We start from the raw sequence: 25,044 nt of genomic DNA, 5'->3' as shown, positions 1-25,044 counted from the left end.
TTCCAGACTAGGAGACGGCTCCGAACGTCTCTGCAGCGAGCGATCCGACCTCGTCGAGCCACGCGGCGCGCTGCTCGTCAGAGGCGCTGGACACCGGCCGCAGCACCCGGCGGGTCACCTGCGGGGAGCCCAGATAGGGCGCGACGCAGCGCCCCCAGATCGACGCGAGCGGGTCGCCGTACAGCAACTCCTCGCGCTCGTCGGTGGTGTCGGAGGTGTTGATCACCAGCAGCCGCTCGATCGGCGCGAGCGGTTCGGGACGGCCGGTGGCGTCCTTGAGCCGATAGGCCACACCGGGCACGACGACCCGATCGATCCAACCGGTCAGGATCGCCGGCGGCATGCCCCACCAGTTGGGGTGGACGATCGCCAGCCCCGAGGCCTGCCGCAGCTCCTCGCGGTGCAGGGCGATGAGCGGATCCTCCTCGCGAGCCAAGGCGCCCTCGATGTCAGGGCCGCTCGTGTGGGACTCGTACGAGGTCAAGATGGGGTCGAACCGCTCGGCGTACAGGTCGTGCGAGCGCACCTCGTGGCCGCGCTCCACGAGCTGCTCGCCGATCCTCTCGGCCAGGGCATGGCAGTAGCTGTCGGGTCGCGGGTGCGCCAGCAGGAGCACGAGATGACTCATGGGAGGGATTCTGACAGCATCCGGGGGCACCCGCCGGGCGTGCCGTCGAACTCGTGTCGGAGGTGCCGGTTACGGTCTGCATATGCGTTTCATTGCGACAGCCGACTGGCAGCTCGGGATGACCGCGCACTACCTCGGCGACGAGGCCCGGCCACGGTTCGCCCAGGCGCGCATCGACGCCATCCGCAGCATCGGGCGGGTCGCCGCCGACCGCGGTGCCGAGCTGGTGCTGGTGTGCGGCGACGTGTTCGAGTCCAATCAGCTCGACCGGGTCGTGGTGGCGCGCGCGTTCGACGCGCTGCGCGAGGTCACGGTCCCGGTGTGGCTGCTGCCCGGCAACCACGACCCCCTCGACGCCTCGTCGATCTACCGCTCCAAGGAGTTTCTGGAGGGGTGCCCCGAGCACGTCCACGTCCTCGACCGTCCCGGTGTGCACCTGGCAGGCGAGGGCGTCGAGATCGTCGCGGCCCCCTGGTACAGCAAGGCGCCGCTGAGCGACCTGGTCGCCGATGCGCTGGCCGACGTCGAGCCGGCCACCGACGTCGTGCGCATCGTCGCCGGTCACGGCACCGTCCTGGGCATCGATCGCGACGATCCCGCCGGCATCAGCGGGCCAGCGCTGGAGGCTGCGATCGCGGCCGGGCGGGCGCAGTTCGCGGTGCTGGGCGACCGGCACTCGACCACCGAGGTCAGCGGGCGCATCTGGTACCCGGGAGCCCCCGAGGTCACCAGTCGGCGCGAGCACGACCCGGGCAACGTTCTGGTCGTCGACGTCGATCACCAGCAGGTCGCGGTCGAGTCGGTCCGGGTCGGCACCTGGACGTACGCGCACCACCAGGCCGAGCTCACCAGCGAGGCCGACGTCGACGAGCTCGAGCGCTGGCTGTCGGGCCTGCCCGCCAAGGACCGCACGGCGGTGTGGCTGTCGCTGACGGGCGCGCTGACGGTCGGCGAGAAGGCCCGGCTCGACACCATCTTGGACACCTCGCGCGACCTGTTCGCGCTGATCGACCTGTGGGAGCGGCACAGCGACCTGGTCGTCACCCCTGCCGAGGGCGAGTTCGGCGACCTCGGGCTCACCGGTTTCGCGCGCGACGCCGTCGAGGAGCTCACCGGCCGCCTGGCCGGGGACGACGCGCAGGCGGCTCGCGATGCGCTCGGCCTGCTCTACCGGTTCAGCCGTGACGGTGCGGCGTGAGGCTGCACCGCATCACACTGACCGACTTCCGCGGTGTCGAGTCCAGCGAGGTCAGCTTCGAGGCGCCGGGCGTCACGGTGGTCGTCGGGCCCAACGAGATCGGCAAGTCCTCGATCGCCGAGGCGCTGCGTCTGGTCCGCGACTACAAGTCGTCATCGCAGCACTCCTCGATCAAGGCCATCCAGCCCACCCACCGCGATGTCGGTCCTGAGGTCAGCGTCGAGCTGTCCACCGGCCCGTACCGGCTGGTCTACACGAAGCGGTGGATCCGCAAGCCGTCCACCGAGCTGCGCATCCTGCAGCCCCGACCGGAGCAGGTCACCGGTGACCAGGCGCACGACCGGGTCGAGCAGATCTTCGCCGAGACGATGGACGCCGATCTGTGGGCTGCGCTGCAGCAGGTGCAGGGGGAGTCGCTGCAGCAGGCCAACCTGGCCCGGGTCGTGCCGCTGCAGACGGCGCTGTCGGCCATGGCGGACGACGAGACGGCGGGTGCAGTGCACGAGGACCTGCTCGACCGGATCGAGCGGGAGTACCGCCGCTATCACACCGCGACCGGCAAGCCCACCGATGTGTACGCCGGCACGATCAAGGAGCTCGCCGAGCGCAAGGAAGCCGTCCAGGCCGCCGAGGCCGCGCTGCGGGCGGTCGACGACGTCGTCGACCGCCACGCCCGGTTGACGCGCGAGCGCGACCGCTTGGCATCGCGGGTGGTCCAGGCACGCGCGGAGGCCGATGAGCTGGCCGAGCGCGAGGACGCCCTGGCCGGTCTGCGCCGTGAGCACGAGGCGGCGTCCGATCGTCTGGGACAGGCCGAGATCGCCGTCGCGACGGCACAGGCCGCTGTCGATGCCCGCGCCGAGCGGGTCGTCGAGCAGCAGCAGCGCTCCAAGCTCGCGGCCTCCGCGGAGCAGGAGTGGCAGCGGGCGGAGGCCGAGCACGCCGAGGCCGTCGCGCGGCTCGCCGAGCACGACGCCGCGCGGCAGAGCGCCACGGACGAGGTCGGCGACCTGCGCAACCAGGTCATCGCGGCCGAGCAGGTCGTGCGGGCCGTCCAAGCCAGCGAGGAGGCCGAGCGGGTCGCCGAGCGACTGGCCGGCATCGAGGCGGCGACACGTCGGCTCGAGCTGGCCGAGGCAGCGCTGGCGGACAACCCCGTCGACGACGAGATCGTGGAGCAGATCGCCGATGTCCAGTCGCGCCTGCACGCCGAGCGCGATGCTGCCGCGGCAGGCGCCGCCCGTGTCCTGGTCGAGCGGCTCGGTGAGGCCGCGGTCGAGGTCGACGGCACGCCCATCGACGCCGGCGCAGCGCGCGACCTGACCGACACCGCGACCATCGAGGTTGCCGGGGTCGTCCGGGTCGTCGTGACGCCCGACGACGGGGCGGTCAAGCGCCGCCGCAAGATCGAGGACCGCGAGCACCAGCTGGCCGGTCTGCTCGCCGAGCTCGGCGTTGCCGATCTGGCCGAGGCACGCCGCCGCAGTGCTGATCGTGACGAGGCGCAGCGGCTGGCCCAGGCCGCTACCGTCGAGCGCGACACCCTGCTGGCGGGCGACTCGGTCGAGGCGGTGCGGGCTCGTCTGGCCGCGATCCAGGCCCACGCCGCGGATGCGTCCCCCGATGTCTCGCTGGTCGAGGCGCGCGCGACCCTGGCCGATCTCACCGAGCAGCTGGAGATCGCCCAAGGTGCCGCCACCGCGTCCCTGGAGCAGCGCGAGCGCATCCTCACCCAGGTCAACGCGGCCAACGAGCGTCGGCTCACGACGCAGACCCGTGCGGCGGGCGCGACCGCCGAGCTCGAGCGCGCCGTCACCCGCCTCGCGAGCGACCGGGAGGTGCAGTCCGACGATGCGCTGACCGCCGCGCTGGTCGCGGCCGAGCAGCGACGTGTCGACGACGCGGCAGCCCTCGAGGCGACCCGGTCGGCGCTGGCCGAGCACGATGCGGACTCCCTCGAGATCCTCGCGGCCAATGCCCGTGAGCTGGCCAAGCGCTTGGTCGACGATCTCGCCCGTCACGACGCCGACCTCGCTGCGGCCACGACCGAGCTGGAGGTGCGTGGGCGCGACGGTCTGCGCGACAAGCTGGACGTGGCGCTGGCCCGCCTCGGCGACACCCAGCGGGTGCACGACTCGCTGGCCTCCCGCGCCCGCGCGGCGCAGCTGCTTCGCTCCACGATGCGGACGCACCGCGACGCCGCCCAGCAGCGGTACGTGGCGCCGTTTCGTCAGGCGGTCGAGTCCCTCGGCGCGATCGTGTTCGGTCCGGACTTCTCCGTCGAGATCGGCGACGACCTGTCAATCCGCAGCCGCACGTCCCAGGGCGTGACCGTCCCGTTCGAGTCGTTGTCAGGCGGCGCCAAGGAGCAGCTGGCGCTGATCGGGCGGCTGGCGACGGCCCAGCTGGTCAGCGCCGAGGACGGTGCGCCGGTCATCCTGGACGACTCCCTCGGATTCACCGACGCCGACCGACGCCGCAAGCTCGCGGCGGTCATCAACCGGGTCGGGTCGACCTCGCAGATCATCATCCTGACCTGTGAGCCGGACCGTTTCGCCGACATCGGCTCAGCGCGCACCGTGCGTCTGGGCTGATCTGCCCCGGACGGTCGAGACCACCAGCACGCACACCCAGACGTAGCCGGGCCACAGCCCGAGGCGCTCGACGGCACCGATCACGGGGGAGTGGCTGCCGACCAGCACGCCGAAACCGACCGAGCCAATGGCCGAGGCGGCCGCGACGACGTAGGTGGCCGCTGCCAGGCGCGGCCGGCTCGCCCGCAGGCTCAGGCAGGCCAGCAGCAGGGCCAAGGGCTGGGCGACGAAGACCAGCAGCGCCACGATGCCGTGCACGACCGGGTCCTCGTTGACCGGGAACAGCCCGACCCCGATCGAGCCGAGTCCCGAGACGCACCACATCACGACGGCGGCACGGCCGGCGCGGCCCGGCAGGTGTCGGGCACCGAACAGCACGGCACCGAGCGCCAGTGTGCAGCCGAACCAGATGAAGGCGGTGTTCATCCCGGCGTGCCACGGCGAGCACAGCAGGTCGCCGCGGACCTGCCGGCACGCGGTGTCACCCAGATCGCTGACGGTGCTGCCGGCGAACGAGTAGTCCGCCGACGCCCGCGAGCCGATCAGCAGCTCGACGAGCACGTACAGCGGCTGCAGCGTCCACAGGGCTGCGCCGAGCAGCCCGGCGCCGCGGGGCACCGCCCGCTCAGCTCAGCGCGTGCTCTAGGTCGCCGAGCAGGTCGGCGATGTCCTCGATGCCCACCGAGAGACGCACGAGATCGGCCGGCACCTCCAGCACCGAGCCCGCCGTCGACGCGTGCGTCATGGCGCCCGGGTGCTCGATGAGCGACTCGATGCCGCCGAGGCTCTCGGCCAGGGTGAACAGCTCGGTGCGCGAGCAGAAGTCCAGCGCGGCCTGCTCGTCCTTGAGGCGCACCGACACCATGCCGCCGAAGCGGGTCATCTGGCGGGCGGCGACCTCGTGGCCGGGGTGCTCGGGCAGACCCGGGTACAGCACCGACTCGATCGCCGGGTGGCCCTGCAGGAAGTCGACGACCGCCTCGGCGTTGTCGCAGTGCTTGTCCATGCGGACCGCCAGGGTCTTGGCGCCCCGCATGGTCAAATACGCGTCGAACGGGCCGGGCACGCCGCCCGAGCCGTTCTGCAGGAAGGCGAATGCCGCGTCGAGCTCTTCGTCGTTGGTCACCAGGACGCCACCGACCACGTCGGAGTGCCCGCCGATGTACTTCGTCGTCGAGTGCAGGACGACATCGGCGCCGAGCGTCAGGGGCTGCTGGAGGTAGGGCGAGGCGAAGGTGTTGTCGACCACGGTGACCGCGTTCGCGGCATGCGCGATCTCGGAGATCGCGGCGATGTCGCCGACGTTCAGCAGCGGGTTGGTCGGCGTCTCGATCCAGATCGCCTTGGTGTTGTCGGTGACGGCGGCACGGACCGCGTCGAGGTCGTTGACCGCGACCGGGGTGTACGTGATGCCCCACTGGGTGAAGACCTTGTCGATCAGCCGGAAGGTTCCGCCGTAGGCGTCGTCGGGGATCACCAAGTGGTCGCCGGGTCGCAGCATCGCCCGCAGGGCGCAGTCGGTCGCGGCCATGCCCGAGCTGAACCCGCGTCCGTAGCTGCCGTGCTCGAGGGCGGCGAGGTTCGCCTCCAGCGCCTTGCGGGTCGGGTTGCCGGTGCGGGCGTACTCGAAGCCGTTGCGCATGCCGCCGACGCCGTCCTGGGCGAAGGTCGAGCTGGCGTAGATGGGGACGTTGACGGCGCCGTTCTCGGCATTCGGCTGGTAGCCGGCGTGGATGGCGCGCGTCGCGAAGCCCTGGGTGGTGCCCTCGTCGCGCGTGCTCTCGGTGTTGCCCATCAGACGTGCACTCCCAGGAGATCATGGCGGGTCAGGACGCCCAGCGGCTTGCCGTCCTCGACGACCATGACGGCGTCGCTGGCGCTGAGCGCCTTGAGCGCGTCGTCGAGAGTCTCGCCGGAACCGACCAGGGGGAGCGGCGGCTCCATGTGCGTCGAGACCGGATCGGTCAGCTGGGCACGGCCCTCGAACACGGCGCTGATGAGCGCACGCTCGCTGACGCTGCCGGCGACCTCGCCGATGACGACCGGCGGCTCGGCGCCGACGACCGGCATCTGCGAGACGTTGTACTCGCGCAGGATCTCGATCGCGTCGCGGATCGTCTCGGACGGGTGGGTGTGCACCAGGGCCGGCATGCTGCCGGTCTTGCTCCGCAGCACGTCCCCGACGAAGATCTGGTTCGGCTTGCCGTCCAGCGGCTCCCGCAGGAAGCCGTACGACGACATCCAGTTGTCGTTGAAGATCTTGCCGAGGTAGCCGCGACCACCGTCGGGAAGCAGGACCACGACCAGCGCGTCCGGACCGGCCTCTGCAGCGACCTTGAGCGCTGCGACGGTCGCCATGCCGCACGAACCGCCCACGAGCAGTCCTTCCTCGCGGGCGAGGCGGCGGGTCATGTCGAACGAGTCGGCGTCGGAGACGGCGATGATCTGGTCGGGGATGCTCGGGTCGTACGCGCTGGGCCAGAAGTCCTCGCCCACGCCCTCGACGAGGTACGGGCGACCCGTGCCGCCGGAGTACACCGAGCCCTCAGGGTCGGCGCCGATGATCTTGATGTCGGGGTTCTTCTCCTTGAGGTACCGGCCGACGCCCGTGATCGTGCCGCCGGTGCCGACGCCGGCGACGAAGTGCGTCACCTTGCCGTCGGTGTCGGCCCAGATCTCCGGGCCCGTGGTCTCGTAGTGGCTCTCGGGGCCGGCGGGGTTGGAGTACTGGTCGGGCTTCCAGGCGCCTTCGGTCTCGCGGACGAGCCGGTCCGAGACGTTGTAGTAGCTGTCGGGGTGCTCCGGGGGCACGGCCGTGGGGCACACCACGACCTGTGCGCCGTACGCCTTCATGGCGTTGCGCTTCTCCTCGCCGACCTTGTCGGGGCACACGAAGATGCACTTGTATCCGCGCTGCTGGGCGACCAGCGCCAGGCCGATGCCGGTGTTGCCGGAGGTCGGCTCGACGATCGTCCCGCCGGGCTTGAGTGCGCCGGACGCCTCGGCGGCGTCGACCATCTTGACCGCGATGCGGTCCTTGGCGCTGCCTCCCGGGTTCAGGTACTCGATCTTGGCGGCCACCGTTGCCGATCCTGGGCCAGTGACGGAGTTCAGGCGGACCAGCGGGGTGTTGCCGATCAGGTCAACGACGTGCTCTGCAATACGCATGACGCCATTCTTGCACTCATGGTGTCGTCAGGACGGGGGCCGCTTCCTTGACGTCCAGCGCCGCGGGTGGACCCGATGCGATCAGTGTCTGGCCCAGGGTGGACCACGGTCCGCCATCGACCCGAAACCGCACGCGATACGTCACGTCGACCCGTGGCTGCACCGCATCGGCCGGTTCGGTGTACCGGTGGGTGACGTCCATCGCGGGGTACGGGCGGCCCGGTTGGTCGGTGGTCGTGTCGCTCCCGTCGCCGTGCACCCAGTGATAGCTGACCGGTTCGGCGACCACGTCCACGTCGAAGCCGAGCAGCTGGACGCTGCGCTCGAACGGCTGCGGCTCGGCATAGAAGATGGTCGGGACGTTCACCAGCGTCTTCTCGCCCGGCTGCACGCGCACCTGCAGGCTCGGCAGCCCGATCTTGCGCACCGCCCGCAGCACATCGCCGGGCGTGAGGTCCGGAGCGTCGGCGTCATCGTCCGGCTCCGCAGGCTCATCCGTGCGGCACCCGTACAGCCCGATGACAGCGTCGACCCGACAAGTGCCTATCGGATTCCACACCGGTTCGGCGATTGGGTTCGCACTGACATGCCTCGGCGCAACCGGCCTACGCGCGCGGGGAGCAGTGTCACGTTCGCCATCCAGAATGAGCCTCGGTCGCGCAGGATCGGGCACTACTTCGACATCTGCTTCAGCCGATCCGACGGTCAACACGCTCATAAACAAACAGGCGATAACTACCGGAACGGGTCTCATGCGTCCCCCAGAGCGAGTCGCGTGATCTGCCTCGAACTCGGTTGCCGCAACACGATGAAGGTCAGAGTGGTCATGTCCTCTGCACTGACCTTCTCCGGTGCATCCTTGTTCGTCCTGAAACGTCCCCCTCCGGATTCCACCTCGGTGGAAGCCCGGAATTCCGTGTCGCTAGAGGCGAGCTTTATGTCGCCAATCTTCCAGTCGGAGTCCTTGAAGTAGCCACCGGCCTCGTAGGTGTCCTTGTAGAGCTTGATGTAGCTCTGGCAACCTTCGCAGTCCGGCGAGGAGAGGCGGGAGAGCTCGTCGACGTCGCCGGTGGCGGCGGCGTAGTTGAAGACATCGACGTAGTGCTTGACAAAGGCGGCGGCGCCCTCGGAGGAGTCCTCGGACGCCTGCGCGGGCATGGTCGGCACCGCACGGGCTGGCGGCGTCGACGAGGTCGACGGGGTACCGGTGGGTTCCTTGGGCGCGGGATCGGAGGAGCACGCGCCGAGCAGCAGTGCCGCTGCTAAGACAATTCCCCCGAATCGCATGTTCGGAAACTACCGAGAAATCAGCGAATCTGACAGCCCTCGACCGACGAATCTGTGGACAAGCGAGAACGTCATCCCGCACGTGGCGCAGAGGCCACGTGCGGGATGACGTCCTACCCAGGACCAGGCGTCAGAGGACGGCGCCGGTCGTGCTCTTGCCGTCGTCGACGTTCGCGTACGGGTCGGCGACCTTCTTGGGCGCCTTGGTGGGGTCGTGCGGGAAGCGCTCCTCCAGGACGACCGCCAGCGCCGAGGCGGTGAAGATCGTCGAGAGGATGCCGACCGAGAGCCCGATGAGCAGCGCGACCGCGAAGTCGGTCAGGGAGTCGCCACCCAGGACGGCCAGAGCCGCCAGGATGAACATCGCGCCCAGACCGGTGTTGATCGTGCGGGGGATGGTCTGCAGGATCGCCTCGTTGACCACGCCGCGCAATGGCTGGTTGCGGTTCTCTCGGGTGTGCTCACGGATACGGTCGAACACCACGATCGTGTCGTTGACCGCCAGACCGATGACCGACAGCACCGCCGCCAGGAACACGCCGTCGATCGGCTTGCCCCACCAGGCGAACACGCCCACGACCGTCAGCACCACGGACGACATCGACAGCACGGCCGCGGCCGCGTACGTCCACCGGAACCGCCACGCCAGGTACAGCATCTGCGCGGCCACGGCGATCGCGAAGGCGATCAACGCCTTGTTGCGCAACTCCTTGCCGAGGCTCGGGCCGATGAGCTCGTCCCGTTCCTTCTCCACGGAGCCGGCGACCGAGGCAAGCGCCTCCTCGATCTCGACGGCCTCCTCGTTGCTGATGTCGTCGAGGCGGACGCTGATGTTCTCGCGTCCGTCCTCGCCGGACGACGACTGCACGACGGCCTGGGTGAATCCGGCGTCGCTGACCGCCACGCGGGCGTCCTCGGCGTCGATCGCCTTGGAGGTCGAGTACTCCAGCAGACGACCGCCGGTGAACTCGACGCCCAGGTTGAGGCCACGCAGCGCGATGCCGCCGAGCGAGACGACCGCGACGACCAGGGTGATGACGATCCAGGTGCCGCTGCGCTTCATCAGGTCCGGGCCGCTCTCGGTGAGCCACTTGCGGATGCGTCCCGTGCCGGCCAGACCCGTGATGCCCGGGTGGCCCTTGACGTAGGCGCGCTTGACCGCCCACTCACACAGCACGCGGGCGATGATGAGCGCCGAGACCATCGAGGCGACGACACCGATCGAGAGCGTGACGCCGAATCCCTTGACCGGGCCGGACGCGAAGATGAACAGCAGTGCCGCGGCCAGCAGGGTCGTGACGTTGGAGTCGATGATCGCCGACCAGGCCTTGTTGAAGCCGGTCGACAGGGCAGGTGACAACCCGGCGGAGGTTCGCTCGGCGTACTCCTCCCGGGCTCTCTCGAACACCAGGACGTTCGCGTCGATCGCCAGACCGATCGCGAGCACGAAGCCGGCCAGACCGGGCAGGGTGAGGGTCGCACCGAGCCAGACCAGCAGGGCGTACGACAGAAGCGCGTAGGTGCCCAGGGCGATGGTGGCGAGGAAACCGACGAGGCGGTAGACCAGCATGATGAACACGCCGGTCAGGGCGATGCCGATGATGGCGGCCTCGATCGAGGCGTCGATGGCGACCTTGCCGAGCGTCGGCCCGACGGTCCTCTGCTCGACCGTCTCGACCGGCACCGGCAGGGCGCCGCCCTTGATCAGGATGGCGAGGTCGTCGGCGGACTTCTGGGTGAAGTTGCCGGTGATCTGGGTGGACGCTCCGCCGCCGGCCTGGCACAGCTCGGGGACGACGCCGGGGGAGGAGATGACCTTGTTGTCCAGCACGATCGCGACCCGCTGGCCGGCGGCCGGGTTGGCGCACGCCGCGCCGACCAGCTCGCGCCAGCCGCTGCGACCCTCGCCGTTGAAGTCGACGTTGACGACCCACTCGCCGAGGGACTGCTCCTGCTGCCCGGCGGAGGCGTCCTTGACGCCGTTGCCGTCCAGCAGCTGCGGGCCGATCAGCAGCGGGCTGCCGTCCTCGTCCTCGATGAGCTGCTCACCCTCGGCGGGGGTGACCTCGCCGCCGGCGGGGATGGACTTGACCTCGTGGAACGACAGCTGGGCGGTCTGCCCGATGACCTTGGCGGCCTCGCGCGGGTCCTGGACGCCCGGCAGCTCGACGATGATGCGGGTGTCGCCCGAGCGGGCGAGGGTCGGCTCGGCGACGCCGAGGGCGTCGACGCGCCCGCGGATGACGCTGAGCGCGCGGTCGGTGGACTCGGCGTCGGCCTTGACGCGTTCGGAGTCCTTGGTCTGGAGCACGATCTGGGTGCCGCCCTTGAGGTCCAGACCGAGATTGGCCTTGAGGTTCAGGGCGAGCAGGAGTGAGACGGCGATGACAGCGAATGCTGCGATCGCGCGCCACATCGGGGCACGGGAGGACATGGCGAATCTTTCGGGTGACGCCCGGAGGCGTGGACGGACGGGGACACGCTGACCTAGACGGTCGGCGGTGCCCGTCCGACGGGGCTCACGGCATCCGCCGGCACCAGCGACGACGTCGCCTCGGGCGGAAGAGAGTGCTCGGCTTCACCGGGCGCCGCCGGGTCGGGCGGGGGAGTCGTTGCAAGATCCAGATGGGTCGCCACGGGGTCGTGCGCCAGCTGTGGGACGAGTGCGACCTGGCGGCCGCTGTGCGGTGCGGCGCTCGCGTGCCCCGTGCCGACGCTCGTGCGTGACTGGGTGGCGCGGGCGCTGCCGCCGGTTGCGACGAGGAGCATGGCCACCAGGGCCATCATCAGCACAGCGGCAGATCTGCGCGCTGCAGCCCTCGTGAACAACATCCTTCAAGTCTACGCGAGGCAGGGCCCATCCCAACGTCTCTAGGGTGAAGGCATGTCTTCACCCAGAACGCTCGGTCGCAGCGACATCACCGTCAGCGCCCTCGGCATCGGCTGCAATGCCTTCGGCGCCCGCATCGACGCCGCCCAGACCCGGGCCGTCGTGGACGCTGCCCTCGACCACGGCGTCACGTTCTTCGACACCGCGGACTCGTATGGCAAGGGGCAGAGCGAAGAGCTGCTCGGAGCAGCCCTGGCCGGGCGGCGCGACGAGGTGGTGATCGCCACGAAGTTCGGCCGGGACATGGGCGGCGTCAACGGGGACGACGGAGGGCGCCGCGGGACGGCGTCGTACGTGCGGACGGCCGTCGAGGCGAGCCTGCGCCGGCTCGGCACCGACCACATCGACCTGTACCAGCTGCACACCCCCGACCCGTCTACCCCGATGGAGGAGACGCTCGGCGCCCTGACCGAGCTGGTCAGCGAGGGCAAGGTGCGGGCGATCGGGTCGTCGAACCTGCAGGCATGGCAGGTGGTCGACGCCGACTGGATCGCCCGGAGCGGGGGACTGGCCTCGTTCGCGACGGCCCAGAACGAGTACAGCCTGTACAACCGGACGGCCGAGGTCGAGCTCGTCCCCGCGTGCCGGCACCTGGGCGTCGGGATCCTGCCGTACTTCCCGCTCGCGTACGGGCTGCTGACGGGCAAGTACCGGCGCGGCGAGGCCGCGCCGGACGGCACCCGGCTTGCGCTGCAGTCCGACCGGCTGGCCTCCGCCGACTGGGACCGCATCGAGGCCTTGCAGGCCTTCGCGGACCAGCGGGACATCTCGCTGCTGCAGCTGGCAATCGGAGGGCTGGCCGCCCAGCCCGCGGTCTCCAGCGTCATCGCCGGCGTGACGCGTCCCGAGCAGGTCGCGGCGAATGCCGCCGCGGTGGCCTGGACCCCGACGCAGGCCGACCTGCAGGAGCTGTCGACGATCGGGGCTCCGACCCAGTCGTACACGACCTACGCCACCTGAGAAGGCGGCGGAGCCGACCGGCGCACGCCCCTGGAACCGGACGCCGGTCGGCAGTCTGGGACTGGCCCGACGACGGTCACGCTAACCCACGGACGGGGTGCCAGTACGGCCATTTGCGCAGGTCAACGACGGAAAATTGACATATGACTCGTTGTAACCAGATGGTCCGGATCCGATGGGACTAGACGCCGCCGCGCGGCTGCAAGCAGCTCGAGGAGGGGGTCGCGCCGGGCTGGGAAGCGCCTCACGGCGCATGGCCGCTCGTAGCGGCTAATTTTGGGACCCGGGGCTACCGCAGCCCGACGCGACCCCAAGCCTAACCGAGCATCCTGCTCACACAAGGCGCCCCGGCCGTGGCGCTCACTGCAGCTGCGAAGAACGCTCCAGCTCGGCGGCCCGGCGCAGGTTCAGCGCGGTGTCGACGAGCTTGGCGGCGCTGTGCGGATCACCGTGGTCGAGCTGGGCGCGGCCGACGCCGCAGATGTGCGCGAACGAGGCGGCACGGTCAAGTGCCACGTCGAGGTCGGCGCCGACGATGCCGCGCACCACGGTGTCGACCAACGCGATGACCTCTTCGGGACCAGGCGGGTCCACGACCCCGGCCAGCACCTCGTGGACGGGTGCGTACGCCTTGCCGGCGGCATACTCGCGGGCCGCCACCTCGGGCTGGCGGTGGACCCACGTCCGCAGCAGGTACAGCCGCCACAGCGCTCCGGGCAGGCTGTCGGACGGCGCATGCGACCACAGCGCGGCGATGACGCCGAGCCCTTCCTCGTCGGCCAGGTGCAGGACGCGGTCGACGAGCCCTTGGTCGTCGTCGGTGCGGGGGCCGCGGACCATCAGCGTCGCGATCCGGTGCCCCGCCGCCGCCAGCTCGGCCGGGTCCTCACCGCCGGCCTGCGCCTCGAACAGGGCGGCGCCGGGCAGGGAGGGCTTCTTGAACTCGCTCATCGAGTGGTTCTCCGGGGTGCGGCCGTCATGGCAGACACGGTAACCCCGAGGCTCAATCGGTGGCGGCGCCCACCGCCGTCGGCTGCGGCTGCGAGCCGGCGGGTCGGGGCTTGCGGGAGTACAGCCACAGGACCGGGATGAGGTAGCCCGCCCAGGCGATGCTCTGCAGCCACGAGGGATTGGGCTGGAAGTTCACCGTGCCCTTCAGCAGGGTGCCGTACCAGCTGTCGGGCGGGATCGTCGAGGAGATGTCGAAGACCGCGTTGCCGAGGTGACCGATCCCGCCGACCGTGCCGGTCAGGCGCGGCAGGAACCCGGCCTCCTGCAGGTCGTAGACGCCGTACGCCAGCACGCCCGCGGCGACGATGATCAGCAGGTAGCCGGTGACCGTGAAGAACTTGCCGAGGTTGACCGTGATCGCGCCCCGGTAGATCAGGTAGCCCAGGACCACTGCGACGAGCAGCCCGCCGGCCGAGCCGATGAACGGGGTGGCGCGGTCGGTGTACGCGACGGTCCCGTACATGATCGCTGCGGTCTCCAGCCCTTCGCGCCCGACGGTCAGGAAGGCCACGACGGCCACGGCGAGCGGTCCGAGCGTCACGGCGTCCTCCAGCTCGCTCTCGAGGCCCTTCTTCAGTCCGCGCGCCGTCCGGCGCATCCAGAAGATCATCCACGTGACCAGACCGGCCGCCAGGACCGACAAGGACCCGCCGACCAGCTCCTGGGTGCGGAAGGGCAGCGAACCCATCGCGATGTTGATCGCGGTGAAGATCGCGACCACCAGCACCACGGCGGTCGCGACGCCGGCCCAGATGTGCCGGATGTCGTGCCGTCGCCCGGTCTTGACCAGGTAGGCGATCAGGATGCTGACGACGAGGCTGGCTTCCAGCCCCTCGCGCAGTCCGATGAGGAAGTTGGCGAGCACTTCGGAAGTCTAAGGCCAGGCAATGCTCACCTGAGGTGGCGCGGGGCTGTGAATTCAGGAAGAGAAGGCGTCGGCCAGGGGCCCAGCGACCAGGCCGATCTGCCACTCACGGGCGCCTTGGTCGCGCAGCGCGTCCGCCACCGTGTCGACGCTGACCTCGGCCGGCGGCTCCCACGCGAGGTTGCGCACGAGCTGCGGGCTGATCAGGTTCTCGGTGGGCAGGTCGTGGGTCTCGGCGAGCTCGGTCACGATCTCGCGGCCGCGTGCCAGCCGCTCGGCTGCCTCCGGGTTCTTGTCCGCCCACGCGCGGGGCGGCGGGGGGCCGTCGATGCGCTGGTTGGTGGTCGGCAGCTCGTGCTCGTCCAGCGTCAGACCGCGCTCGATCGCGTCGAACCACTCGCTCATGAACCGGCGGGGACCGCGATTGCGCATGATCCGCATGCCCTTGAGGGCGTTGAGGTCCTGCGGCGGGGTCGTGGCCAGCTCGAGGATCGAGGCATCGGGCAGGATGCGGCCCGGTGTCGTGTCGCGGTCCGCGGCGATGCGGTCTCGTGCCTGCCAGATCTCGCGCACGATGCCGAGGGCGCGCCGGCCACGGGCCTTGTGCAGGCCCGACGTCCGCCGCCACGGCTCCTTGCGCTCGGGCGGGCCCTGGAACAGCAGCAGCGACTCGAACTCCTCGGCCGCCCACTCCCGCTTGCCCGCCGCGATCAGGTCGGCGTCGATCAGGTCGCGCAGCTCGATGAGCACCTCGACGTCGAGCGCGGCGTAGACCAACCACGGCTCCGGCAGCGGACGGGTGGACCAGTCCGCGGCGGAGAACTCCTTGGCCAGGCTGAGGCCGAGGTAGTGCTCGACGAGCGCGGCCAGCCCGACCCGCGGCAGGTTGAGCAGTCGCCCGGCCAGCTCGGTGTCGAAGAGCTTCTCGGGGTACAGGCCCACCTCGGCCAGGCACATGAGGTCCTGGGTGGCGGCGTGCAGGATCCACTCGTTGCCGTCGAAGGCCGTGTCGAGGGGCACGAGGCTGTCGAAGGCGATGGGGTCGATCAGGTGGGTGCCCGAACCCTCGCGGCGCACCTGGATCAGATAGGCCCGCTGGGAGTAGCGATAGCCGGAGGCACGTTCGGCGTCCAGCGCGATGGGACCGGTGCCGGCCATGATCCGGGCGCAGGTGTCCTCCAGCGCCGCCTCGGTGTCGACGACCGGGGGGAGTGGATCGCGCAGCTCGAGCCGCGGGGCCTCGGGCTGCACCGGCTCGGGTGCCACCTCGTCCGCGGCCATGTTCTCGTCTGATGTCAACGCGGACCCCGTCTGCGCTGCAGCGGGATGACCCCGGGCGCCAGTGGTGGGAGGCCGGCGATGGCGCACAGCAGGTTCGACCAGGCGGCCGCGTGACCGCCGGTGTCGCCGCCGGGACGGTCCATCTCGGGTGTCCACGACGCACGGACCTCGATCTGGGCGCTGGAGCCGTCGGCCTCCATCTCGCCGAATCCGTCGGACCGGACGACCGTGACGCTGCCGCTGGCCGCCGAGTAGGCGCTCCCGTAGGCGTCGAGTGCCTCGGTGAGCCAGCTCCAGCCGACGCTGGACAGCACGGGGTCGGCCGCCATGTCGGCGTCGATCTCGGCGCGGGCGAAGGTGACGCAGCGGAACGTCCCGTTCCAGGCGTCGTTGCCGGCCGGGTCGTGCAGCAGGATGAACCGGCCCGTGGCGAGCTCGTCGTCGTCGACGATGACGTCGCCGCTCATCGCGAAGGCGTGCGGGGCGATGCGTTGGGGCGCGGGCATCTCGTCCACCACCACCTCGGGCCGGAGGACGGCCTGACGGATCTCGGCGACCGCCTGCGTGAACTGAGCAGGTGTGCGGTCGATCTCATTGCGGACTGCCACCCTGTGATCGTAGGTCCGAGAGCCTCAGGGGGAGGCAGCGACACTCCGCACGACCTGAGAGACTGCAGGGGTGACCTCGACTCTGACAGACAGCGCCTTCCTGCAGGCCTGCCGCGGCGAGCGCCCGGCCCACACGCCGGTGTGGTTCATGCGCCAGGCCGGACGTTCCCTCCCCGAGTACCTCGCGATCCGCGAGGGCACCGCGATGCTGGACTCCTGCTTCCGCACCGACATGGTCGTGGAGATCACGATGCAGCCCGTCCGCCGGCACGGCGTCGACGCGGCCATCTTCTTCTCCGACATCGTCGTGCCGCTCAAGGCGATCGGCGTCGACCTGGACATCGTGCCGGGCACCGGCCCGGTCGTCGCCGAGCCCGTCCGCTCGTTCGAGCAGCTCGCGCAGTTCCGCGACGTCGAGCCGGACGACGTCACCTCGATCACCGACGCGGTCACCGCTCTCGTCGGCGAGCTGGGGTCCACCCCGCTGATCGGCTTCGCCGGAGCGCCGTTCACCCTTGCGTCCTATCTCGTCGAGGGCGGCCCGTCGCGGGACCACCGCCTGACCAAGCAGCTGATGTACTCCGATCCTGACCTGTGGCACGCGCTGCTCGGCCGGATGGCCGCCATCGCGGGTCAGTTCCTGCGTCTGCAGGTCGAGGCGGGTGCCTCGGCGATCCAGCTGTTCGACTCCTGGGCCGGGCACCTGTCGCTGGCCGACTACGAGACCTACGTCAAGCCGCACTCGGCTGCCGTGCTCGCGTCGGTCGCCGACCTGGATGTACCGCGCATCCACTTCGGCGTCGGCACCGGCGAGCTGCTGCACGCGATGGGCGATGCCGGAGCGGACGTCGTCGGCGTCGACTGGCGGGTCCCGCTGGACGAGGCCGTGCGCCGCATCGGCCCGGGCAAGGCCGTCCAGGGCAATCTCGACCCGACGACGCTGTTCGCGCCGACCGAGTTCGTCCACGCGCGCGCCGCCGAGGTCATCGAGGCCGGTCGCGCCGCCCCGGGTCACGTGTTCAACCTCGGTCACGGCGTGCTGCCGGCGACCGACCCGGACTCACTGACCCGTCTGGTCGACTTCGTCCACTCCTACGAGCCGGCGTAGTCCCGTGCGCGTCGCAGTCGTCGGTGGTGGCATGGCCGGTCTCGCGGCCGCGCACGAGCTCGCGTCCTCGGGCGCCGAGGTCGTCGTCCTGGAGGGGTCGGACCGTCTCGGCGGCAAGCTGCGCCTGGAGAAGGTCGGCGGCCTGACCCTCGACGTGGGCGCGGAGTCGATCCTGGCGCGGCGCCCGGAGGGCATCGACCTGATCCGCGCCGTCGGGCTGGGCGACAAGATGGTGCACCCGCAGACCACGACGGCGGCGATCTGGACCCACGGCGCGCTGCGGCCGATGCCACCGACGGTCATGGGCATCCCCGCCGATCCCGCCGCCCTCGCGGCGTCCGGCATCGCCGAGCTGGCCGACCCGCGCATCCTGCCGGTGCCCACCGAGGACGTGTCGGTGGCAGAGTTCGTCACCGAGCGCCTGGGCCGTGACGTGCTGGACCGCCTCGTCGAGCCGCTGCTCGGCGGTGTCTACGCCGGGCTCACCGATCACCTGTCGCTGCGGGCGACGACCCCGCAGATCGCCGCGCTCGGCGAGGACCTGCTGACGGCAGCCGCGGCCGCCCGGGCCGCCGCGACGGCGTCCGGCCCCGTCTTCGCCGGCCTGGTCGGGGGAGTGGGACAGCTGCCGGCGGCCGTGGCGTCGACGCCCGGCATCGAGGTGCGCCTGGACTCCACGGTGCGTGCGCTGGCGCGGACGTCCGACGGCTGGCGCGTCTCGGTCGGCCCGACGACCGATGTCGAGGTCATCGACGTGGACACCGTCGTGGTGGCGGCCCCTGCCCCTGCAGCGGCCCGCCTGCTGGCCGAGGAGGTCCCGGAGGCCGCATTCGCGCTGGCCGCGATCGACTACGCCAGCATGGCGATCATCACCTTCGTGTTCGACGACGCGGTCGTCCCGGAGGGATCGGGCTTCCTCGTCCCACCGGTGGACGGGACGTTCATCAAGGCCGCGACGGTTGCCTCCAACAAGTGGGGGTGGGTCGGCGAGAGCGGGCGCACCGTGATCCGCACCTCGGTCGGCCGCGCCGGCGAGACGACGCTGCTGCAGCACGACGACGCCGACCTGGCCGGTCGCGCGCTGACCGACCTGCGCCGGGCCTACGGCACCCTGCCCGATCCCACCGACCGGCTCGTCCGGCGCTGGGGCGGCGGCCTGCCGCAGTACGACGTGGGCCACCTCGACCGGGTCGACACGATCGACCGGGCACTCGCGGCTGCACCCGGGCTCGAGGTCTGCGGAGCGGCCTACCGGGGCGTGGGCATCCCGGCGGTCATCGCATCGGGACGGGCCGCGGCCCGCCGGTTGACCGCCGCTGGGACAATGGACGCATGACTGCTGCTGCGCCGATCCCCAACAAGGGCAAGCTCGCCAAGGACATCAACGAGACCATCCGTTACACGATGTGGTCGGTGTTCCGGCTGGACCGCGTGCTCGGCGACGCCGACCGGCAGGCCGAGGCCGACGAGGTCGATGCGCTGATCGCGAAGCTCGCCGCCGACGACACGATCGTCCGCGGCACCTACGACGTGAGCGGCATCCGCGCCGACGCCGACCTCATGATCTGGTGGCACGCGCCCACCAGCGAGGCGCTGCAGGCGGCGTACAACGCCTTCCGTCGCACGGCACTCGGATCGCGCATGGTGCCCGTGTGGTCGCAGATGGCGCTGCACCGCCCGGCCGAGTTCAACCGCTCGCACATCCCCGCGTTCATGGCCGAGGAGCAGGTGCGGTCGTACGTCTGCGTATACCCGTTCGTCCGCTCGTACGAGTGGTACCTGCTGCCCGACGACGAGCGCCGCGCGATCCTCAAGGAGCACGGCATGGCCGCGCGCGACTACCCGGACGTGCGCGCGAACACCGTCGCCTCGTTCGCCCTCGGCGACTACGAGTGGATGCTGGCCTTCGAGGCCGACGAGCTGCACCGCATCGTCGACCTGATGCGCGAGCTGCGCGCGACCGAGGCACGCCGCCACGTCCGCGAGGAGATCCCGTTCTACACCGGCAAGGCGCACTCCGTCAGCGAGCTCGTCACCCTCTGGCCCTGACGGGTCTTCCGCGGGCTACTTGGCGTCGGGCTGAAGCGTCAGCGAGACGCCGTTGATGCAGTACCGCTGGTCGGTCGGGGTGGCGAATCCCTCGCCCTCGAACACGTGCCCCAGGTGGGAGCCGCAGTTGGCGCAGCGCACCTCGGTGCGGACGCCGAACATCGAGCGGTCCTCGATGTACTCGACCCGGTCCTCGGCCAGCGGGGCGTAGAACGCCGGCCAGCCGCAGTGCGCGTCGAACTTGGTCTCGCTGCGGAACAGCTCGGACCCGCACGCCCGGCACGCGTACACGCCGACGGTCGGGTCGGTCTCGTACGACGAGCTGAACGGCCGCTCCGTGCCGGCCTTGCGCAGCACCTGGTACTCGGCCGGGCTCAGCTCGGCCTTCCACTCCGCGTCGGTCTTGTCGACGGCGTACGTCTTCTCGCTCTGCTTGCTCATGCGACCAGCCTACGGCCGCACGCCAGCGCCGCCCCCGTTACTGCTGGGCGTCGAACGGCACGTGCTCGAGCAGGCGGACGCTCGGTACGTCGAGCTTGCGCTTCGCGCGAGAGTTCCAGTCGACGTGCAGGAACTCCTTCACGACGTGCGGCTCGGTCAAGATGATGACCTCGGAGGACTTGGTGTCCTTGACCAGCTGCACCAGCGCGTCGACCGGATCGTCCTGGGTCAGCGTGGCGGTGACCTCCTGGCCGCGGGCCGTGAGCAGCGCGGCGCTCGCCTCGAGCTCGTCCTGACCGGCCTCCTCGATGCTGTCCTGGACCTCCTCGGTCAGGAGCGGATCGGCCACCGGGACGACCTGACCGCCCAGCGCGCCCACGGAGGTGACCATCGCGGCGGAGGAGATGTCCACGGGCATGAGCAGGTGGTATCGCACCGTGTCGTCAAGCCCTTCGTGCAGGGCGATGACCTGGTCGGCGTCGAGGTCCTTGAGCTGGCGCTCGATGAGAAGTGCAACGTCAAACATGAGATGGATCCCTTCGTCGGCGCCAGCCTACGCTCGCTCGCGCACCCACCGGGTCAGAAGCACGTCCTCGGCAGCGACGCAGTGGCCCAGTCGCATCGCCCGGTCGACGGACTGCGCCCCGTGCGCGATGCGGGGCGCGTCGCCGGCGGCCAGCACCGGGGCGATCGTCAGGCAGACCTCATCGACCAGGTCCAGGGCGACCAGCTCCCCGTGCAGCGTCGGTCCTCCCTCGCACAGCACGCGGTGCCAGCCGCGGTCGGCGAGCTCGGCCAGGACCGCGACCCAGTCGACCCGGCCCCGGCCGAGCGCGATGACGTCCACGGTCTCCCGCAGGTGCTCGATCCGGTCGGCAGGTGCGTCCGCGGTGGTGATGACCAGCTGCCCCGGCACGACGAGCCGCTCGGGGATGTCCAGTCGGCGGCTGACGACCGCTATCGGCACGTCGCCGGGTCCGTAGCCCTCGATCCGTGCCGTCCCGGCGCCGACCACGATGACGTCCGCCAAGGAGCGCAGGACGTGGAAGACGCGGGTGTCGACGTCGCCACCGAGCGATCCGGACCGCCCGTCCTCGGCGTGGGCGGCTCCGTCCAGCGTCGCGACGAAGTTGGTGCGCACCCACGGGCGGCCGGTGTCGGGGTAGGCGTACAGGCGCTCGATCTCGGCGTCGTCCAGGCTCATGGCAGGAGCCTACGGCGATTGTCCTGCATACTGCCGAGATGACCCAGTCCCTGTCGTCCCAGCTCGCCGTGACCGCACCGATCGACCTGTCGCGGTACGACTCGCGGGCCACGACCGGCTTCGACGGCAAGAAGGCCGATGCGAAGAAGGGCCTCGCGGCGATCGGCGAGGAGCTGGCCGACCTGCAGGAAAAGCTGTTCGCGGGCGGACGCGCGGGGACGAGCCCGGCCCGGGTCCTGGTCGTGCTGCAAGGCATGGACACCGCCGGCAAGGGTGGCATCGTCAAGCACGTCGCAGGCCTCGTCGACCCCCAGGGTCTCGCGATCACCTCGTTCAAGAAGCCGACACCCGAGGAGCTCGAGCACGACTTCCTGTGGCGGATCGAGAAGGCGCTGCCCGAGCCCGGGATGATCGGCATCTTCGACCGCTCCCACTACGAGGACGTCCTGATCGGCAAGGTGCGCCAGCTCGCCGGTCCCGAAGAGATCGAGCGCCGGTACGCGGCGATCAACGACTTCGAGCAGGCCTTCACGGACTCCGGTGGCGTCATCATCAAGTGCTTCCTGCACATCACGACCGATGACCAGAAGCAGCGGCTGGCCGCGCGGCTCGAGGATCCGGCCAAGTACTGGAAGTACGACAGCGGCGACCTGGACGAGCGGATGCTCTGGGACGACTACCAGCGCGCGTACGCGGTTGCACTGACGCGCTGCACGAGCCAGGACGCCCCATGGCACCTCGTGCCCAGCGGCCACAAGTGGTACCGCAACTGGGCCGTCGCGATGCTGCTGCTGGAGCGGCTGCGCGCGATGGACCTGCGGTGGCCCGAGGCCAGTTTCGACGTGGAGACCGAGAAGAAGCGCCTCGCCGCGCTGTGACCCCTTCGCCCCTTGAGCTTGTCGAAAGGGCCTTTCGACAAGCTCAAGGGGCAGGGCTCAGGCGAACAGCGCCTCGAGCGGCACCAGGTCGACGGCACCGACGGCGTAACGGGCCAGGATGACCCGGGCGACCTCGACGTCGACGCCCAGCGGCTCGGCGACCGCAACGGCCCCGGCCTCGTACGCCAGCTCGGTGACCCGGTCGGGCAGGACGCCCGGCGCGAGGAAGAGCTGGCCGACCGCGATGTGACGACGTCCGTCGGCGCGGTGCTGACGCACGGCCTCACCGGCGGCCGGGGGGACGCTGGACGCGAAGGCGGCGATCGTCGGGAGCTTGTGGTGCGCTCCCCACGCCCGGGCCGCCCGCGAGATTGCCGCATTGGCGATCGGGTCGGACGAACCGGCACCCGCCAGGACGAGGGCGTCGAGCTCCCGCACCCGGTTCTTCGACAACGCCTCACGCAGCCGCTTGTCGAGCACGTGGAAGAACGCCGACTCGATGCCGAGGACCGCGGTCGCGTGGATCTCGATGCCCTCGTGACGTGCCAGGGCCGCCGCGACGACCTTCGGGACGTCCACATTGGCGTGGTACGCCTCGCTCAGCAGCAGCGGGACCACCACGATCTCCTGGTGCCCCTCGGCGACCAGCCGGTCGACGGCCTCGTCGAAGGTCGGGCCGACGTGATCGAGGAATGCGGGAGCCACGCGGAGGTCGGGCCGCATGCACGAAACCATCTCCGTGAGGGCTGTGATGGTCTGGGCGGAACGGGGATCCGTGCTGCCGTGCGCAAGAGCGATGAGTGCTGGTGCGGTCATGATGCGTGCCTCCTTCCAGTGGGTGCTGCTGTGGTGGGTGATGCGTGGGTCGTCAGGTCTTCGGGGGAGAGCTGGCCGATGAAGCCGAGCCGGAACGCTCTCAGGCAGGAGCGGCACTCCCACTCGCCGTGCTTCTCGCCGTGCGGCCGGATGTTCTCGTCGGCGCAGTAGGGGCAGTGGTAGGGGATGCCTCTCATCAGCGCAGCACCTCCTCGTCGGCGCGGGCGACCCAGCGGGCGAACGACTCGCCCGGGTCGCGCTCCTTGAGATAGGTCTTGGAGAGCTGCTCGACGTAGCCGGGCAGCTGGTCGCCGGTCACCTTGTGCTGGCGCAGCTTGCGGCCGAATCCGGCCTCCAGCCCCATGGCGCCACCGAGGTGGACCTGGAATCCCTCGACCGTCTCCCCGTTCTCATCGAGGACGAGCATCCCCTTGAGGCCGATGTCGGCGGTCTGGATGCGGGCGCACGAGTTGGGGCAGCCGTTGACGTTGACCGTGATGGCGGTGTCGAGCTCGGGGACGCGCTCCTCGAGCTCGTCGATCAGGGTGCGTGCCCGGTCCTTGGTGTTGACGATCGCCAGCTTGCAGTACTCGATGCCGGTGCACGCCATGGTGTTGCGGCGCCACTGCGACGGGCGGGCGTGCAGGCCGATCTGGTCCAGCGCGGCGACCAGCGACTCGACCCGGTCCGCCTCGACGTCCAGCACGACGAGCTTTTGCATCGGCGTGGTGCGCACCCGGTCGCTGCCGTGGGCCTCGACGATGTCGGCGAACTGGTTCAGCAGTGTGCCGGAGATGCGCCCGACCGTCGGGGCGACGCCGACGTAGAAGCGTCCGTCGGTCTGCGGGAAGACGCCCACGTGGTCGGCGGGGGTCTCGGGCATCGCAGGGGCGTCCAGGTCGTCCAGCGTCCGGTGCAGGTACTCGGTCTCCAGCACCTCACGGAACTTCTCGATGCCCCAGTCGGCGACGAGGAACTTCAACCGCGCGCGGGTCCGCAGGCGACGGTAGCCGTAGTCGCGGAAGATGCTGACGATTCCCTTCCACACCTCGGGGACGTCCTCCAGCGACACCCAGGCGCCCAGGCGCTGGGCCAGCATCGGGTTGGTCGACAGCCCGCCGCCGACCCAGACGTCGAAGCCGGGGCCATGCACGGGGTGGACGGCTCCGGTGAAGGCGACGTCGTTGATCTGCGGGACGACGTCGTGGTCGGGGTTGCCACTGATGGCCGACTTGAACTTGCGGGGCAGGTTGGAGAACTCGCGGTCACCGATGAAGGTGCTCTCGATGGCGTCGATCGCCGGCGTCCCGTCGATGATCTCGGCGGCCGAGATGCCGGCGACGGGGGAGCCCAGGATGACGCGGGGGCAGTCGCCGCAGGCCTCCTGCGTCGACAGGCCGACGGCCTCGAGCCGGTTCCAGATCGTCGGCACGTCCCGCACGTCGATCCAGTGGTACTGGACGTTCTGGCGATCGGTGAGGTCGGCGGTGTCGCGGCCGAACTCCACCGAGATGTCCGCGACGGTCCGCAGCTGCTCGAGGGTGAGCTGACCGCCGTCGATGCGCACCCGCATCATGAAGCGGTCCGCGTCCAGCTCCTCGGGCTCCAGCGTCGCGGTCCGGCCGCCGTCGATGCCTTCCTTGCGCTGCGTGTACAGGCCCCACCAGCGGAACCGGCCGCGCAGGTCGCCGCCGTCGATCGACTCGAAGCCGCCGTGCGCGTAGATGTTCTCGATCCGGGCGCGGACATTGAGCGGGTTGTCGTCCTTCTTGGACTGCTCGTTGGCGTTCAACGGCTCGCGGTAGCCCAACGCCCACTGGCCCTCGCCGCGCTTGGGGCGCGGCCGACGGGCAGGTGTGTTGGTGCCAGGTGCTGATGCCATGAGATTCCCTTGGGCAGGGCGCACGGCGATCAGGACAGGTTCGTCACGGTGGGTCGCCGCGCGCCTGGATTGATCGAGATCAGTGCAGAGGTCGCGCGTTGATCAGCGACACATCATGTTGCGGGCGCGACCGAGGTCGACGTGAAGTCGTCCTACCAGCCAGATGGGGTGCGCCG

Annotated in this window: 25 protein-coding genes; 7 read left to right on the top strand and 18 right to left on the bottom strand. The window is 70.4% G+C overall.

Annotated features, from left to right (window positions below; genetic code table 11):
- Nucleotides 1-7 precede the first annotated feature (7 nt).
- Nucleotides 8-628 carry an NAD(P)H-dependent oxidoreductase gene (locus tag NQV15_RS10575; protein ID WP_232399820.1) on the bottom strand — a complete coding sequence of 207 codons (621 nt, stop codon included), beginning with the start codon at nt 626-628 and terminating at the stop codon, nt 8-10.
- Between the two features lie 82 nt (nt 629-710).
- Here NQV15_RS10575 and NQV15_RS10570 point away from each other — a divergent pair, with 82 nt between their 5' ends.
- Both NQV15_RS10570 and NQV15_RS10565 read left to right on the top strand, forming a co-directional pair.
- Nucleotides 711-1,826 carry a metallophosphoesterase family protein gene (locus tag NQV15_RS10570; protein ID WP_232399819.1) on the top strand — a complete coding sequence of 372 codons (1,116 nt, stop codon included), beginning with the start codon at nt 711-713 and terminating at the stop codon, nt 1,824-1,826.
- A complete protein-coding gene (locus tag NQV15_RS10565) occupies nt 1,823-4,420 on the top strand; it encodes an AAA family ATPase (protein ID WP_257125040.1) in 2,598 nt (865 codons plus the stop codon). The genes NQV15_RS10570 and NQV15_RS10565 overlap by 4 nt, the downstream gene beginning before the upstream one ends.
- On the opposite strand, the gene NQV15_RS10560 is transcribed toward NQV15_RS10565, so the two are convergent.
- The 7 genes from NQV15_RS10560 to NQV15_RS10530 form a co-directional block, all read right to left on the bottom strand.
- Complete coding sequence (locus tag NQV15_RS10560; protein WP_232399784.1) at nt 4,394-5,038, bottom strand: DUF998 domain-containing protein; 645 nt, start codon at nt 5,036-5,038, stop codon at nt 4,394-4,396. The genes NQV15_RS10565 and NQV15_RS10560 overlap by 27 nt on opposite strands.
- Before the next feature lie 7 nt (nt 5,039-5,045).
- Nucleotides 5,046-6,215, bottom strand: coding sequence for a cystathionine gamma-synthase (locus NQV15_RS10555; RefSeq protein WP_232399783.1), 1,170 nt, complete (start codon nt 6,213-6,215; stop codon nt 5,046-5,048).
- Nucleotides 6,215-7,588, bottom strand: coding sequence for a cystathionine beta-synthase (locus NQV15_RS10550; RefSeq protein WP_232399782.1), 1,374 nt, complete (start codon nt 7,586-7,588; stop codon nt 6,215-6,217). Before NQV15_RS10550 ends, NQV15_RS10555 begins: the two co-directional genes overlap by 1 nt.
- 16 nt (nt 7,589-7,604) lie before the next feature.
- Complete coding sequence (locus NQV15_RS10545) at nt 7,605-8,306, bottom strand: hypothetical protein (protein WP_232399781.1); 702 nt, start codon at nt 8,304-8,306, stop codon at nt 7,605-7,607.
- 32 nt (nt 8,307-8,338) lie between these two features.
- On the bottom strand, nt 8,339-8,875 hold the full coding sequence (locus NQV15_RS10540) for a DUF6318 family protein (RefSeq protein ID WP_232399780.1): 537 nt from the start codon (nt 8,873-8,875) through the stop codon (nt 8,339-8,341).
- A 130-nt stretch (nt 8,876-9,005) separates the two neighbouring features.
- Nucleotides 9,006-11,309: a protein translocase subunit SecD gene (gene secD / locus NQV15_RS10535; RefSeq protein WP_232399779.1), complete on the bottom strand. Its 2,304-nt coding sequence runs from the start codon at nt 11,307-11,309 to the stop codon at nt 9,006-9,008.
- 53 nt (nt 11,310-11,362) lie between these two features.
- Nucleotides 11,363-11,707, bottom strand: a complete 345-nt coding sequence (locus tag NQV15_RS10530; RefSeq protein ID WP_232399778.1) for a hypothetical protein — start codon at nt 11,705-11,707, stop codon at nt 11,363-11,365.
- A gap of 52 nt (nt 11,708-11,759) precedes the next feature.
- Between NQV15_RS10530 and NQV15_RS10525 the strand changes: the two genes are divergently transcribed.
- Entirely contained in the window at nt 11,760-12,725 is a 966-nt protein-coding gene (locus NQV15_RS10525) for an aldo/keto reductase (protein WP_232399777.1), read from the top strand.
- A 360-nt stretch (nt 12,726-13,085) separates the two neighbouring features.
- Here NQV15_RS10525 and NQV15_RS10520 read toward each other — a convergent pair whose 3' ends face one another.
- The 4 genes from NQV15_RS10520 to NQV15_RS10505 are packed head-to-tail and all read right to left on the bottom strand — an operon-like array spanning nt 13,086 to nt 16,490.
- Entirely contained in the window at nt 13,086-13,676 is a 591-nt protein-coding gene (locus tag NQV15_RS10520; RefSeq protein WP_232399776.1) for a hypothetical protein, read from the bottom strand.
- 52 nt (nt 13,677-13,728) lie between these two features.
- Nucleotides 13,729-14,601 (bottom strand): iron uptake transporter permease EfeU, encoded by an 873-nt coding sequence (gene efeU / locus NQV15_RS10515; protein WP_232399775.1) that lies wholly within the window; start codon nt 14,599-14,601, stop codon nt 13,729-13,731.
- Between the two features lie 54 nt (nt 14,602-14,655).
- Entirely contained in the window at nt 14,656-15,900 is a 1,245-nt protein-coding gene (locus NQV15_RS10510) for an HRDC domain-containing protein (protein WP_232399774.1), read from the bottom strand.
- Nucleotides 15,897-16,490 (bottom strand): DUF3000 domain-containing protein, encoded by a 594-nt coding sequence (locus tag NQV15_RS10505; RefSeq protein ID WP_232399773.1) that lies wholly within the window; start codon nt 16,488-16,490, stop codon nt 15,897-15,899. The genes NQV15_RS10510 and NQV15_RS10505 overlap by 4 nt, the downstream gene beginning before the upstream one ends.
- Nucleotides 16,491-16,560: 70 nt before the next feature.
- On the opposite strand from NQV15_RS10505, the gene hemE reads away from it, so the two are divergent.
- From hemE to hemQ, 3 genes are read left to right on the top strand one after another with little or no spacing between them, the layout of a single operon-like run.
- Nucleotides 16,561-17,598 (top strand): uroporphyrinogen decarboxylase, encoded by a 1,038-nt coding sequence (gene hemE, locus NQV15_RS10500; RefSeq protein WP_232399772.1) that lies wholly within the window; start codon nt 16,561-16,563, stop codon nt 17,596-17,598.
- A 4-nt stretch (nt 17,599-17,602) separates the two neighbouring features.
- Nucleotides 17,603-18,934: a protoporphyrinogen oxidase gene (hemG, locus tag NQV15_RS10495; protein ID WP_232399771.1), complete on the top strand. Its 1,332-nt coding sequence runs from the start codon at nt 17,603-17,605 to the stop codon at nt 18,932-18,934.
- Nucleotides 18,931-19,647, top strand: a complete 717-nt coding sequence (hemQ, locus tag NQV15_RS10490; protein WP_232399770.1) for a hydrogen peroxide-dependent heme synthase — start codon at nt 18,931-18,933, stop codon at nt 19,645-19,647. Before hemG ends, hemQ begins: the two co-directional genes overlap by 4 nt.
- A gap of 15 nt (nt 19,648-19,662) precedes the next feature.
- On the opposite strand, the gene msrB is transcribed toward hemQ, so the two are convergent.
- From msrB to NQV15_RS10475, 3 genes are read right to left on the bottom strand one after another with little or no spacing between them, the layout of a single operon-like run.
- Entirely contained in the window at nt 19,663-20,088 is a 426-nt protein-coding gene (gene msrB, locus NQV15_RS10485; protein ID WP_232399769.1) for a peptide-methionine (R)-S-oxide reductase MsrB, read from the bottom strand.
- A gap of 37 nt (nt 20,089-20,125) precedes the next feature.
- Nucleotides 20,126-20,614: a hypothetical protein gene (locus tag NQV15_RS10480; protein WP_232399768.1), complete on the bottom strand. Its 489-nt coding sequence runs from the start codon at nt 20,612-20,614 to the stop codon at nt 20,126-20,128.
- A 27-nt stretch (nt 20,615-20,641) separates the two neighbouring features.
- Nucleotides 20,642-21,292, bottom strand: a complete 651-nt coding sequence (locus NQV15_RS10475) for a pyrimidine reductase family protein (protein ID WP_232399767.1) — start codon at nt 21,290-21,292, stop codon at nt 20,642-20,644.
- A 38-nt stretch (nt 21,293-21,330) separates the two neighbouring features.
- Here NQV15_RS10475 and NQV15_RS10470 point away from each other — a divergent pair, with 38 nt between their 5' ends.
- On the top strand, nt 21,331-22,170 hold the full coding sequence (locus NQV15_RS10470) for a PPK2 family polyphosphate kinase (RefSeq protein WP_232399766.1): 840 nt from the start codon (nt 21,331-21,333) through the stop codon (nt 22,168-22,170).
- A gap of 57 nt (nt 22,171-22,227) precedes the next feature.
- On the opposite strand, the gene NQV15_RS10465 is transcribed toward NQV15_RS10470, so the two are convergent.
- The 3 genes from NQV15_RS10465 to NQV15_RS10455 are packed head-to-tail and all read right to left on the bottom strand — an operon-like array spanning nt 22,228 to nt 24,868.
- The gene (locus tag NQV15_RS10465) at nt 22,228-22,986 is read right to left on the bottom strand and encodes a sirohydrochlorin chelatase (RefSeq protein WP_232399765.1); all 759 of its coding nucleotides are present in this window, start codon (nt 22,984-22,986) and stop codon (nt 22,228-22,230) included.
- Nucleotides 22,983-23,183: a hypothetical protein gene (locus tag NQV15_RS10460; protein ID WP_232399764.1), complete on the bottom strand. Its 201-nt coding sequence runs from the start codon at nt 23,181-23,183 to the stop codon at nt 22,983-22,985. Before NQV15_RS10460 ends, NQV15_RS10465 begins: the two co-directional genes overlap by 4 nt.
- Nucleotides 23,183-24,868: a nitrite/sulfite reductase gene (locus NQV15_RS10455; RefSeq protein WP_232399763.1), complete on the bottom strand. Its 1,686-nt coding sequence runs from the start codon at nt 24,866-24,868 to the stop codon at nt 23,183-23,185. Before NQV15_RS10455 ends, NQV15_RS10460 begins: the two co-directional genes overlap by 1 nt.
- Between the last annotated feature and the right edge of the window lie 176 nt (nt 24,869-25,044).

The organism is Aeromicrobium wangtongii (assembly GCF_024584515.1).
Taxonomy (GTDB): domain Bacteria; phylum Actinomycetota; class Actinomycetes; order Propionibacteriales; family Nocardioidaceae; genus Aeromicrobium; species Aeromicrobium wangtongii.
This window is presented reverse-complemented; position numbering and strand designations above follow the sequence as displayed.